Source organism: Phaeobacter sp. LSS9, assembly GCF_003443595.1.
Taxonomy (GTDB): domain Bacteria; phylum Pseudomonadota; class Alphaproteobacteria; order Rhodobacterales; family Rhodobacteraceae; genus Phaeobacter; species Phaeobacter piscinae.
Window position 1 is genome coordinate 2,703,198 of the sequence record NZ_CP031956.1, and the last position, 13,882, is coordinate 2,717,079.

The following is a 13,882-nucleotide window of genomic DNA, read 5'->3' on the forward strand; positions in this document are numbered from 1 at the left end:
TTTCAGGAGTGCCCGTGCCATATTAAGGTCCGGCATTCAGCCACAGCTCAACGCTCGTGAAACGCACGCTGGATCGGATCAGCCAGTGGTGACACGATGTAGTCTAGCACCGTCCGCACATCCGTGCGTATGGATGCGTCGACTTCCATCCCCGCTGTGAGGCGCCCGTCGAGTGGCTGCTGCGCTCCGCCTCTTTCTGCAAGAGAAATCCGGGCGCGAAAGAAAGCTTCGCCACGGTCGTTTAGGTGCGAATTTGGCGATACCTCAATCACCTCTCCAATTTGCACGCCATATCTTTTGGCGTTGAAAGTCGTGGACTTTAATTCAACAGGGTCGCCGGTGGTGACGTGACCGATGTCGGCCGGGCGGATCTGAACCTCGGCGATCAACCGGTCCTGAGTGGGCAGGACCTCGGCGATCAATTCGCCTGGTCCGACCACTTCGCCTGGCCCTTTGACGTAGATTTTTTGCACCACCCCAGGCACTGGCGACACAACAGTCAGACGGTTCCGCTGCGCAGCGTTATCTGCAAGTGCCCTTTGAACCAGTGCCAAATCTTCTAGCTCCGTCTCAAGCTCTGCCAACAGTCGGTCGCTGGTACCGGCGACGAACTCCTCTTCCTCCCTGCGCGCTTCTGTCAGACTGCGTTCACCGTCGGCAAGCGCCGAAAGAGCTCGTAAGCGATTGCCCTCAATCTCCAGAGTTCTTGCGTCGAAGCGGCTCATCTCCGTTCGGCTGAGCAATCCTTTTTGATTCAAGGTCTGCGCCGCCGCGCTCTCAATCGCAAAGGTCTCTTCCTGCTGAAGCGCGTTGAGGTGAAGTGCACGTTTGATTTCCAGGGAGCGCTCCAGTTCCGAAATCCGTTGTTGAATGCGCCCGCGTGTGGCCTCGAACGCATTCAATTGTGCGAGTAGGCGATGACCATGCTCAAGCTCCGCACGCGCATCCTCCACGGGGAGAATACCGTTAATCACGTCCACGACCGTCTGTAGTCGCACTGTGTTTCGCTCAAGCGCGGCTTCTCTCACTGTCAGACTCTGAAATTCTGCTTCGATGAGGGCTTCAGATAATCGAGCGAGCGGAGCGCCAGCCACGACCTGCTGCCCTTCCTGCACAAGAATTTCTGCCAGAACCCCGCCGTCCAGATGTTCAACCGGGCGCGGGTAGGATGTGGGCACAATCGTGCCCTTTGCGTAGGTAAGTTCAGGAAGTTCGGCATTCGCGGCCCAGACCAGCCCGGCGGCGAGCGCTGCAATCAGCACTCGCGCGGTGAGGCGAGAGGTGCTGATAACGGGTCTCTGCACGGCGTTCAGCCCCCTTTTTTGGCCGTCATCCAAGGCGGGCATCCAGACGGAAGCGGGTTCTTGCTGCATCATTTCTGTCCTTCGTTATGGTTGACCTGGAACGCCATGAAGATATGCGGAAACTTTCTCGCGGCCCTTGTTTCCACTGCCACTCAGTACCACGCGGCCCCGGTGCAGTGCGACGTAGTGATCGCCAAGTGCCAGATCATCCGGATGATTGGAGATCAAAAGCGTGGCGCAGGTTGCGCGTCTTCGTGCGATTGCGGCCCTGATTCGCATGGCGTGACGGTCATCGAGCCCTTCGGCTGGCTGATCGAATATACGAAGAGGGCCAGGCTGCAGCAGAGCTCTTGCTACCGACAGGCCCTGCTTCAGCTCGTAGGGTAATTTACTGCTGGCTTCGACGGTCAGCCGGGTGTCCATTCCGTCCGGCAGGGCTTGGATTTCCTCCCTAACTCCAGCCTCATCAAGGACTTTCAATACCCGCTCAGGATCCACCCCGGACACGGCCAGCTCAAAGTTCTGCCAGATGGTTCCGTAGAAAAACGCTGGGGTTTGCGGTGCAAAAGCAATAGCCCTGCGCAAATCGTCGGCCGGAATCTGGCGCAAGTCAGCACCGTCGAATAATACGCGCCCTGCGCTCAGTTCGTGTAATCCGGCGATAGTTTCCGCCAAGATCGTTTTGCCGGACAGATTGGGCCCGGAAAGTACGGTGATCTCGCCCATATTGATCTTCAAGCCTGCGCCAGACAGAGACAGGTCTCTGGAGCCGGGTAAGCGCAGTGACGCCTGCTCTACCACGATGGGTGGTTTCACACTCGCACCATGATGCGGCGCCACCCCGCGCCGGATCTCCTCCCGCAAAGTGAGCACGCTGTCGATATCCCGCAGGCTATGGCGGGCAGCAACTGCTTGGCCCAGGGCCCGGCCCAAAGATTGGACCGGAGCCAAGAACCTCCAAATCACGACCAGGATAGCGACAAAGCCTCCGACGGTGAGGTCGCCTTGGATGGCCATTCTTGTCGCAAGCAACCCGCCGGAAACGCCGGCAATCAAGACGATTGATTGCGACACATGTGCGGACAGCTCTATCATGAACTGCTGACGCATCACGTCATCCAGAGCCAAGGAAATGCGCTGGCGAAAACGTTGCCGCCAAGGCGTTTGGCTGTGCAGGCGGCTCAAGTGCAATCGTTCATTGACAACGGTTTCGCTGACTTTTCGTAAATCCCTGGCGGAGTCATTCGATAGCTTCTCAAGTCGGCGCAATTGTGGAGCTAGGCCAATAAGAAGACCCACTTGTACCAGCGCAGCCGTCAGGGCGACCAATCCAACCGGTGGGGCGATAAAAAACAGGGCAGCTCCGAAAACTACAACGAATGGGATGTCTAACCCGACTTGCACTAAAGGTCCGACCAGTGCTTCTCTTACGGCCTCGAATTGCTTCAGACGTGCCCTTTGCTGCTCCACAGGTGCGCTGGTGAGTGAGTCCAGCGGAAACACCATGAGTTTATTCAGCAAAGCAAGGCTCAGTCGGTGCTCCAGTTGAGCCGCCAACCGGACGAGGGTCTGACTTCGGATGCGGCGGATTGCAATCTCTGTGGCGAAGGCGAGTAATAGACCACTTGCCAGAACGAAAATCACACTCGACGTGCCGGCTGGTATCGCACGATTATAGACCAGGATAACGAACACTGGGGTCAGCAATCCCGCGAGGTTTATTGCCAAGGATGCAAACAGCAGCGACCAAATATGGGATCGAAGTCCTTGCAAGAGAATTGTAACACTCCCCGCAGCAGGCCGCCGCCCCGCAACTCCAGAAGATATAACCGAAATCTTGGTTTCTCCTGGTTTTATTCCGCTTGGGTCAAATGGGCCGCCTGCGAGGCGGAAACTGCCGCTACGCGCAATAAACAGACCAAGGTCGGACGGACTGGGCGCTGGCGGAGCGTCCTTCTCGGTTCTTGAAAACGGTACTTTGAGTGCGACCAGGGCGTCGCATAGATCCCATCCGTCAAAAGTCTGACGGGCATGCGGCAGTGCCGCGCGAATGCGTGCGGGGTCAGCATCCCAATCTGAATGGTCCAGCAAGAGGCCCAGGAGTGCCTCTGCTTGAGCCGCATCTGATTGAGGTGTCGGTATAGAGGCTTTTTGCAAATCCTCTGCTATGCCCGCTTGGGCATCAAAGACGGGCTCTGCCGACCAAAAGTCAGGTAATGTGTTCGACGTATTCATGAATACACCTAGCTGTATCTGGATGAAGCTGCGGGATGTCCGGTTCGGAGCTGAGCTAGCGGCTCGTGGGTATTTCAGGACGCAAAGTAACTGTGCAATCAGCAGCTTGTCTGAGCGTTGCGTCTGGACGGGTCAGTACACAGGTCATACGACCCTTGAGTGAAATCAACAGTTCAGCAACAGCTCGTTGACCCGTTGGGTCCAGGTCTGAAAGCGGGTCTTCCAACAGCAGAATGCGTGGTCGCTGTGCTAAGGCCCTGGTCAGAGCCAGGCGCCGGTAAAAGCCCGGACTGCCAGTTCCGCGGCGGTCACTTGATAGGGTGCTTTGAAGGCCATCTGGCAGTTGCGCTATTTGTCTGGCCAGCCCCAGTTTCAGCGCGGTGTTCTGCAATTCGTTGTCGGGAGTTGCCAAACTGAAACCAGTCAGGTTCTGAAGTATCTTTCCTTCCAGAATAACTGGTTCCCTAGGCTCAAACACAAGCCCCTGCGGAGCGGCGATTACACTGGTCTCCAGCTGGCCGTAGCCGTCCAGGAAGACGCTGCCTTCGTCCGGCTGCAGCTCTCCCGCGAGCAATTGTAACAGGCAGCCTCTGCGCGAAGACAGCGGACCATCTACCACCACTAACTGGCCGGGAGAGGCAGAAAAACTAACATTGCGGAAGTGGAAACCGCTTCCGTCTTCCCTCCGTAGCCCAAGGTTCGTTACTGACAGGCCACCGCTGACCGTATCGCGCTGGCGGTGGGCATCATCAGTACGGGCGTCTGCCACTTCCGCCAGGCCCGAGAACCGTGCGGCGGCATCGTCTCTCGCCGCACTCAGAAACGTGAGCTGGATGACAGGTTGTACTGCCCGTCCGGTTAGCAGCATGCAAGCCGCCAGTTCGGCCACAGAGAACGTGCTTTGAATGGCCAAGACACCACCTGCTGCACAGGTCAGTACGGTGGCAATCTGGGCGCCCATACTGGCGGCTCCGATGCTACCGCCGCTAAGTCGAATAAGTTTTTCACTTGATACTGAAGAGCTGGCCTGCAGCAATTCGTAGCGCCGCAGCATCTGATGTTCCAATCCGAGAAGCTTAACCAATCTGGATTGCTGCAGTACTTCTGAGAGGAAGGACATCCTGCGGCGATCATACTCACGCCGCTTTCTCGATGCATCCCGGTAGGCAGGGCGCAGAGTTGCTGCGAAAATCAACAGTCCTAGCATGACGCTGAGCGGCGCAAGCACCAGCCAGCCACCAAGCCCCGCAATGATCAGCAGAAAGAGACCGGAAAACACAAGATCAACGGTCACCTTGACCACCTGCTCTTGCACAGCTTGGCGCAGCCCCAGCAACCCCATCAGGCGCTCCACTGTAGCTTCTTTACCCAGACGGTCCAGAGCCTTAGGCGATCCCTCAAAGAGCGCCTGCGTGACATCCATGCTGATTTGATGACCCCGCTGACGTGCAGCCTCCAGAACGAAGTGGGCTCGGGCTACTTTGAGCAAGAGGTCGATTGTGATAACCCCCAACATCGCAAGAAAAATGCCAAACAGAGTTCCGTAGGAACCATTGGGAATGACCCGGTCAAAAACTTGCAGCAAGGCCAATGGCATCGCAAGTGTCAGCATGTTGATGACAACGCCCGATACAACTGAATCCACGTCGATACCGCGCCAGCTTGCCTGGACAGATGGTACCTCTGCCTGGTCTACACTAACCATCGGCAACCCCCAAAAACACAAATACTCGATAAAAACTTTACAAGCTAAGCTGACACTCTTGGCCTTTACAGGCAGTTAAATCTCCTTCGATGAGAAAAACTACTTTTAGTAGAGTTGAATCTTTATAAAGATCGTTTCAGGTGTTTTTATTTTGTACCGTTACGTCGTTTGGTGTCAGTACAAAAGATCTGAAATTCGCTACGATTTTAACATTTTTTGGTTCAGCATGTTACGCTGTAGGAGAGTACAATGGTGGGAGAGGCCCCTGATCAGTCCGGTGTGTTTCAGAACTCTGGGTCCAAGAGACGCAGCGATTTGCATCAGGAAACAGAACGTGAACTAAGCGTGAAAACTGCAAACACGGCTCCCACATTTGGCGAAACAGACGGGGACTATGACCCAGAACGCCAAGCGCTGCTTCATCAGGGTACGGCCCAGTTTCAAAAGATCGAGGAAGAGGCACCGCCGCCACCTGACAACCGTCCTGCCCCGGACGAAATTGTAAACAACTATACGGAAGTCAATTCGCCTTCGTCTGGCAAGACGGAGTTCACATCTTCGCAACCTGGCTTCCTTTCTCGCGATCTGCCGGGCGAGAACGGCGCTCCTGGTGTATCCGGTGGCCAGCAAGCTCAATTGTCCACAGGCAACCCGGCAACTGGCGCGGTCGAGGGACCACAGGGAACCGGACAGCAATCTGCTGCTGTGCCTCTGCTAGGGGAAGGTGAGCAGCCAACCAGGGCAGTAGGAACCAAGCCTGTTGCTGATCCCCAATCAGTCGGACCGAGCTTTGAGCCCGATTCGTCACCGGAAACAGCGGATGTGGATGAGGCGCCGGAAGGGCTGTCGCTCAGCAGCAGCGTTGTGGCGGAGAATGCAGCGGGGGCGGCCATCGGCACGCTCACCGCCAGAGACCCCGAAGGCGGGGCGCTCACATTCACCGTGGATGACGCCCGGTTTGAAGTACAGGGCGATGGCACGTTGAAGCTGAAAGATGGCATCAGCCTCGACTATGAGGCGGAGCCCAGCGTGACGGTCACCGTGACCGCGACGGATGCGGGGGGCAACAGCTCGGATCAGGCGTTCACCCTGACGGTGACGGATGTGGATGAGGCACCGGAAGGGCTGTCGCTCAGCAGCAGCGTTGTGGCGGAGAATGCAGCGGGGGCGGCCATCGGCACGCTCACCGCCAGCGATCCCGAAGGCGGGGCGCTCACATTCACCGTGGATGACGCCCGGTTTGAAGTACAGGGCTATGGCACGCTGAAGCTGAAGGATGGCATCAGCCTGGATTATGAGGCGGAGCCCAGCGTGACGGTCACCGTGACCGCGACGGATGCGGGGGGCAACAGCTCCGATCAGGCGTTCACCCTGACGGTGACGGATGTGGATGAGGCACCGGAAGGGCTGTCGCTCAGCAGCAGCGTTGTGGCGGAGAATGCAGCGGGGGCGGCCATCGGCACGCTCACCGCCAGCGATCCCGAGGGCGGGGCGCTCACATTCACCGTGGATGATGCCCGCTTTGAGGTGCAGGGCGATGGCACGCTGAAGCTGAAGGATGGCATCAGCCTCGACTATGAGGCGGAACCCAGTGTGACGGTCACCGTGACCGCGACGGATGCGGGCGGCAATAGCTCTGATCAGGCGTTTACCCTGACGGTGAGTGATGCGGATGAAGATGCCGGAACCCTCTCGTTGGATAACACGACCCTGTCCGAGAATGACACCGGTGCCGCGGTGGGCGTGGTCAGCAGCGATGCGCCGGGTGGTGGTCCTTACACATTCACCGTGGATGACGCCCGGTTTGAGGTGCAGGGCGATGGCACGCTGAAGCTGAAGGACGGCATCAGCCTGGATTATGAGGCGGAGCCCAGCGTGACAGTGACGGTGACCGCGACCGATGCGGGGGGCAACAGCTCGGATCAGGCGTTCACCCTGACGGTGACGGATGTGGATGAGGCACCGGAAGGGCTGTCGCTCAGCAGCAGCGTTGTGGCGGAGAATGCAGCGGGGGCGGCCATCGGCACGCTCACCGCCAGCGATCCCGAAGGCGGGGCGCTCACATTCACCGTGGATGACGCCCGGTTTGAAGTACAGGGCTATGGCACGCTGAAGCTGAAGGATGGCATCAGCCTGGATTATGAGGCGGAGCCCAGCGTGACGGTCACCGTGACCGCGACGGATGCGGGGGGCAACAGCTCCGATCAGGCGTTCACCCTGACGGTGACGGATGTGGATGAGGCACCGGAAGGGCTGTCGCTCAGCAGCAGCGTTGTGGCGGAGAATGCGGCGGGGGCGGCCATCGGCACGCTCACCGCCAGCGATCCCGAAGGCGGGGCGATCACATTCACCGTGGATGACGCGCGGTTTGAGGTGCAGGGCGATGGCACGTTGAAACTGAAAGATGGCATCAGCCTCGACTATGAGGCGGAGCCCAGCGTGACGGTCACCGTGACCGCGACGGATGCGGGGGGCAACAGCTCCGATCAGGCGTTCACCCTGACGGTGACGGATGTGGATGAGGCGCCGGAAGGGTTGTCGCTCAGCAGCAGCGTGGTGGCGGAGAATGCAGCGGGGGCGGCCATCGGCACGCTCACCGCCAGCGATCCCGAAGGCGGGGCGCTCACATTCACCGTGGATGACGCGCGGTTTGAGGTGCAGGGCGATGGCACGTTGAAACTGAAAGATGGCATCAGCCTCGACTATGAGGCGGAGCCCAGCGTGACGGTCACCGTGACCGCGACGGATGCGGGGGGCAACAGCTCGGATCAGGCGTTCACCCTGACGGTGACGGATGTGGATGAGGCACCGGAAGGGCTGTCGCTCAGCAGCAGCGTTGTGGCGGAGAATGCAGCGGGGGCGGCCATCGGCACGCTCACCGCCAGCGATCCCGAAGGCGGGGCGCTCACATTCACCGTGGATGACGCCCGGTTTGAAGTACAGGGCTATGGCACGCTGAAGCTGAAGGATGGCATCAGCCTGGATTATGAGGCGGAGCCCAGCGTGACGGTCACCGTGACCGCGACGGATGCGGGGGGCAACAGCTCCGATCAGGCGTTCACCCTGACGGTGACGGATGTGGATGAGGCACCGGAAGGGCTGTCGCTCAGCAGCAGCGTTGTGGCGGAGAATGCAGCGGGGGCGGCCATCGGCACGCTCACCGCCAGAGACCCCGAAGGCGGGGCGCTCACATTCACCGTGGATGACGCCCGGTTTGAAGTACAGGGCGATGGCACGTTGAAGCTGAAAGATGGCATCAGCCTCGACTATGAGGCGGAGCCCAGCGTGACGGTCACCGTGACCGCGACGGATGCGGGGGGCAACAGCTCGGATCAGGCGTTCACCCTGACGGTGACGGATGTGGATGAGGCACCGGAAGGGCTGTCGCTCAGCAGCAGCGTTGTGGCGGAGAATGCAGCGGGGGCGGCCATCGGCACGCTCACCGCCAGCGATCCCGAAGGCGGGGCGCTCACATTCACCGTGGATGACGCCCGGTTTGAAGTACAGGGCTATGGCACGCTGAAGCTGAAGGATGGCATCAGCCTGGATTATGAGGCGGAGCCCAGCGTGACGGTCACCGTGACCGCGACGGATGCGGGGGGCAACAGCTCCGATCAGGCGTTCACCCTGACGGTGACGGATGTGGATGAGGCACCGGAAGGGCTGTCGCTCAGCAGCAGCGTTGTGGCGGAGAATGCAGCGGGGGCGGCCATCGGCACGCTCACCGCCAGCGATCCCGAGGGCGGGGCGCTCACATTCACCGTGGATGATGCCCGCTTTGAGGTGCAGGGCGATGGCACGCTGAAGCTGAAGGATGGCATCAGCCTCGACTATGAGGCGGAACCCAGTGTGACGGTCACCGTGACCGCGACGGATGCGGGCGGCAATAGCTCTGATCAGGCGTTTACCCTGACGGTGAGTGATGCGGATGAAGATGCCGGAACCCTCTCGTTGGATAACACGACCCTGTCCGAGAATGACACCGGTGCCGCGGTGGGCGTGGTCAGCAGCGATGCGCCGGGTGGTGGTCCTTACACATTCACCGTGGATGACGCCCGGTTTGAGGTGCAGGGCGATGGCACGCTGAAGCTGAAGGACGGCATCAGCCTGGATTATGAGGCGGAGCCCAGCGTGACAGTGACGGTGACCGCGACCGATGCGGGGGGCAACAGCTCGGATCAGGCGTTCACCCTGACGGTGACGGATGTGGATGAGGCACCGGAAGGGCTGTCGCTCAGCAGCAGCGTTGTGGCGGAGAATGCAGCGGGGGCGGCCATCGGCACGCTCACCGCCAGCGATCCCGAAGGCGGGGCGCTCACATTCACCGTGGATGACGCCCGGTTTGAAGTACAGGGCTATGGCACGCTGAAGCTGAAGGATGGCATCAGCCTGGATTATGAGGCGGAGCCCAGCGTGACGGTCACCGTGACCGCGACGGATGCGGGGGGCAACAGCTCCGATCAGGCGTTCACCCTGACGGTGACGGATGTGGATGAGGCACCGGAAGGGCTGTCGCTCAGCAGCAGCGTTGTGGCGGAGAATGCGGCGGGGGCGGCCATCGGCACGCTCACCGCCAGCGATCCCGAAGGCGGGGCGATCACATTCACCGTGGATGACGCGCGGTTTGAGGTGCAGGGCGATGGCACGTTGAAACTGAAAGATGGCATCAGCCTCGACTATGAGGCGGAGCCCAGCGTGACGGTCACCGTGACCGCGACGGATGCGGGGGGCAACAGCTCCGATCAGGCGTTCACCCTGACGGTGACGGATGTGGATGAGGCGCCGGAAGGGTTGTCGCTCAGCAGCAGCGTGGTGGCGGAGAATGCAGCGGGGGCGGCCATCGGCACGCTCACCGCCAGCGATCCCGAAGGCGGGGCGCTCACATTCACCGTGGATGACGCGCGGTTTGAGGTGCAGGGCGATGGCACGTTGAAACTGAAAGATGGCATCAGCCTCGACTATGAGGCGGAGCCCAGCGTGACGGTCACCGTGACCGCGACGGATGCGGGGGGCAACAGCTCGGATCAGGCGTTCACCCTGACGGTGACGGATGTGGATGAGGCACCGGAAGGGCTGTCGCTCAGCAGCAGCGTTGTGGCGGAGAATGCAGCGGGGGCGGCCATCGGCACGCTCACCGCCAGCGATCCCGAAGGCGGGGCGCTCACATTCACCGTGGATGACGCCCGGTTTGAAGTACAGGGCTATGGCACGCTGAAGCTGAAGGATGGCATCAGCCTGGATTATGAGGCGGAGCCCAGCGTGACGGTCACCGTGACCGCGACGGATGCGGGGGGCAACAGCTCCGATCAGGCGTTCACCCTGACGGTGACGGATGTGGATGAGGCACCGGAAGGGCTGTCGCTCAGCAGCAGCGTTGTGGCGGAGAATGCAGCGGGGGCGGCCATCGGCACGCTCACCGCCAGCGATCCCGAGGGCGGGGCGCTCACATTCACCGTGGATGATGCCCGCTTTGAGGTGCAGGGCGATGGCACGCTGAAGCTGAAGGATGGCATCAGCCTCGACTATGAGGCGGAACCCAGTGTGACGGTCACCGTGACCGCGACGGATGCGGGCGGCAATAGCTCTGATCAGGCGTTTACCCTGACGGTGAGTGATGCGGATGAAGATGCCGGAACCCTCTCGTTGGATAACACGACCCTGTCCGAGAATGACACCGGTGCCGCGGTGGGCGTGGTCAGCAGCGATGCGCCGGGTGGTGGTCCTTACACATTCACCGTGGATGACGCCCGGTTTGAGGTGCAGGGCGATGGCACGCTGAAGCTGAAGGACGGCATCAGCCTGGATTATGAGGCGGAGCCCAGCGTGACAGTGACGGTGACCGCGACCGATGCGGGGGGCAACAGCTCGGATCAGGCCTTCACCCTCACCGTGAGTGATGTGGATGAGGCGCCGGAAGGGTTGTCGCTCAGCAGCAGCGTGGTGGCGGAGAATGCAGCGGGGACGGCCATCGGCACGCTCACCGCCAGCGACCCCGAAGGCGGGGCGCTCACATTCACCGTGGATGACGCGCGGTTTGAGGTGCAGGGCGATGGCACGTTGAAGCTGAAGGACGGCATCAGCCTGGATTATGAGGCGGAACCCAGCGTGACGGTCACCGTGACCGCGACGGATGCGGGGGGCAACAGCTCGGATCAGGCGTTCACCCTGACGGTGACGGATGTGGATGAGGCACCGGAAGGGCTGTCGCTCAGCAGCAGCGTTGTGGCGGAGAATGCGGCGGGGGCGGCCATCGGCACGCTCACCGCCAGCGATCCCGAGGGCGGGGCGCTCACATTCACCGTGGATGATGCCCGCTTTGAGGTGCAGGGCGATGGCACGCTGAAGCTGAAGGATGGCATCAGCCTCGACTATGAGGCGGAACCCAGCGTGACGGTGACCGTGACCGCGACGGATGCAGGGGGCAATAGCTCTGATCAGCAATTCAATATTTCAGTCACAGATGTGCCGGTCGTTCCGGCCACTGTTACGGTCAACACCAGCTTTCATGTTGAGCAGATCGCAGTTGTCGATGGCGTGTTGAATATCCTCGATATCGACTACAACAGTGATCCGCTGGACGAAATTTACACGCAGACAATCGATTTCCCGAGCACGCCCTTTACCTTTTTTGACCTGCTGTCACCGGATGTTTTTGCAACTAAGGTCACTGGGCGGATCGATGTTTCTGAGGCGGGGAGCTATGAATTTAGGTTAACCACCGGTGATACCGCGATTGTCTGGATTGATGGCGTGTCGACGATCGTCAAAGCTGTTGAGGGTTTGGTGACTGTTGAACTGGGAAGCTGCAGCTTGTCTGCGGGTGAGCATGAGATTGTCATCTACCATCTGGACCTGAATGGCGACGCAGAGATGAGCTTGGAATGGCGCGCGCCCGGGGAGGCTGATTTCAGCTTGGTCACACCGAGTCCGCACGGCTCGATTGAAAATAACGATGATGCAGGGTTCATTGTTGATATTGACACAGGCACTTCTACTCTGGAGGCGGTCAAACTGACTGGTGTGCCGGATAACTGGATCTTCAGCGCGGGAGAGGAGACCGCAGTTGCTGCGGGTGGCGAAATTGATGTCACCGGTTGGGATCTGTCACAGTTGGTGATCGCGCCAGCTTCTGATGATTTGGGGACTGTCACACTTGATCTGGAGACAACGCTGCGTTCCCCAGATGGCGAGGTGGAGACCAGCACGACAAGTTTCGACGTGAATGTGGTGCCGGAAGATGGCATCTTGCTCGACCTTGATATCGATCTGGGGATAATCGGCGTGGGATTGGATCTGGGCCTCGGCGCTGGGGCGCCGGATATTACGCTGGCGGCGAATGTACTGGCGCCAGATGAAGAACTGTCAGCGCCGTTCGATGGTCTCCCTGTCACGCCCGTTGAAGACCACGGTTTGCCCGCGTTGTTCTGATGTTTGCTTGGATCTCACTTCAGTTATCAGGCGTCGCTATTGGGTGACCCTATGACTGTCGGAGGGCATGGTATTCTCTCTAGTGCCAAGATCGCGCACCGATTTTGAGTCGCTAGAGAAGGCAGTACATAGCATTCCTGTCCAAGGGGGTCGGTTTTCTCCGAATGAGGAGGCTTGCGAAGAAAAGAACACAGCGCGTATCTGAAAGCCCGCAATCTTCGTGGGCGAGTCCCTAGGTTTTTCCCAGAATGCGCTGACCCGCGTTCTGCGAGCGCGTACGGAAAAATTTTCTGCTTTCAGCGTGCTTTGCGCGAAAATTGGCTTTGCGAACGTAGTGCCGAATGGCTGATTAAAGATCACTTTAGGTATATTTGACCAGAAGAGGATGGTTATGGGGTTAGCTTTTGTCGCCCTGTGTCACTGAGCGACCAGGCTGCCGCGCCTTCAAAGACAGCCGTGGTGAGCGGTTTGCCGTAGCCCGCCCCCGTGTCGAGGTTGATACGATTGCCGTAATGCGTGGGTGTATCGACCGGTGTATGGCCGTGGATGATTAGTTTTGGATGCTGCTCGGTGTGTTTATGGAAGGGCTGGCGGATCCACACCAGATCGTTTTCGGCTTGCTTGTCCAAAGGAACGCCAGGCTTGATCCCTGCGTGGACAAAGGCGAGATCATCGGTCTGGTGCATTGCTTTCAACGCCTGAAGGAAGGTGATGTGGCGATCGGGTACGGCGGCTCTTGCTGCGGCATGGACCTCCTCCAGTCGAGTGCGTTCAGGAACAGCAACGCCATAGCTCTCCAGGGTTTCGATCCCGCCGATACGCTCATGCAGCCAGTGATAGCCAACCAGCATATGGGGATCTTGGCGGGGGATATCTTCCATGAACCATGCAAACATGCGGTCGTGATTGCCAAGGAGCGTGATCCAGTCCCGTCCTTCAGCCTGTCCACGGATCAGCAGATCAATGACACCCCGACTATCAGGGCCACGGTCGATAAAATCCCCCAGGAACACGACCGGTGCGTCACGACCGCCGTCTGCTTCGATACGTTCCAGTGCCTGTTCCAACATCTCCAGCTGGCCGTGAATATCACCAATGGCGTAGATTGGGCTGGTCGTAGATCTGGTCATAGGGCAGGGGCTCCTCAGGGCGTCATCAACAGAGGCAAAACGGAAAATGCGCCGCCCTTATACCCGAGCGACGCATCTGC

General features: G+C 59.5%; 5 protein-coding genes. 1 reads left to right on the plus strand and 4 read right to left on the minus strand.

Features of this window, described 5'->3' with window-relative positions; translation table 11 throughout:
- Positions 1-47: 47 nt before the first annotated feature.
- The 3 genes from D1820_RS13030 to D1820_RS13040 are packed head-to-tail and all read right to left on the minus strand — an operon-like array spanning position 48 to position 5,244.
- A complete protein-coding gene (locus D1820_RS13030; protein WP_205521381.1) occupies positions 48-1,373 on the minus strand; it encodes an HlyD family type I secretion periplasmic adaptor subunit in 1,326 nt (441 codons plus the stop codon).
- A gap of 15 nt (positions 1,374-1,388) precedes the next feature.
- Positions 1,389-3,539 (minus strand): ATP-binding cassette domain-containing protein, encoded by a 2,151-nt coding sequence (locus tag D1820_RS13035; RefSeq protein ID WP_118069351.1) that lies wholly within the window; start codon positions 3,537-3,539, stop codon positions 1,389-1,391.
- Positions 3,540-3,594: 55 nt separating this feature from the next.
- Positions 3,595-5,244, minus strand: a complete 1,650-nt coding sequence (locus D1820_RS13040; protein ID WP_118069352.1) for an ABC transporter transmembrane domain-containing protein — start codon at positions 5,242-5,244, stop codon at positions 3,595-3,597.
- A gap of 822 nt (positions 5,245-6,066) precedes the next feature.
- Here D1820_RS13040 and D1820_RS13045 point away from each other — a divergent pair.
- A complete protein-coding gene (locus D1820_RS13045; protein WP_162894097.1) occupies positions 6,067-12,672 on the plus strand; it encodes a PA14 domain-containing protein in 6,606 nt (2,201 codons plus the stop codon).
- Positions 12,673-13,061: 389 nt separating this feature from the next.
- Here D1820_RS13045 and D1820_RS13050 read toward each other — a convergent pair whose 3' ends face one another.
- Positions 13,062-13,802 (minus strand): metallophosphoesterase family protein, encoded by a 741-nt coding sequence (locus D1820_RS13050; protein WP_118069354.1) that lies wholly within the window; start codon positions 13,800-13,802, stop codon positions 13,062-13,064.
- Positions 13,803-13,882 lie beyond the last annotated feature (80 nt).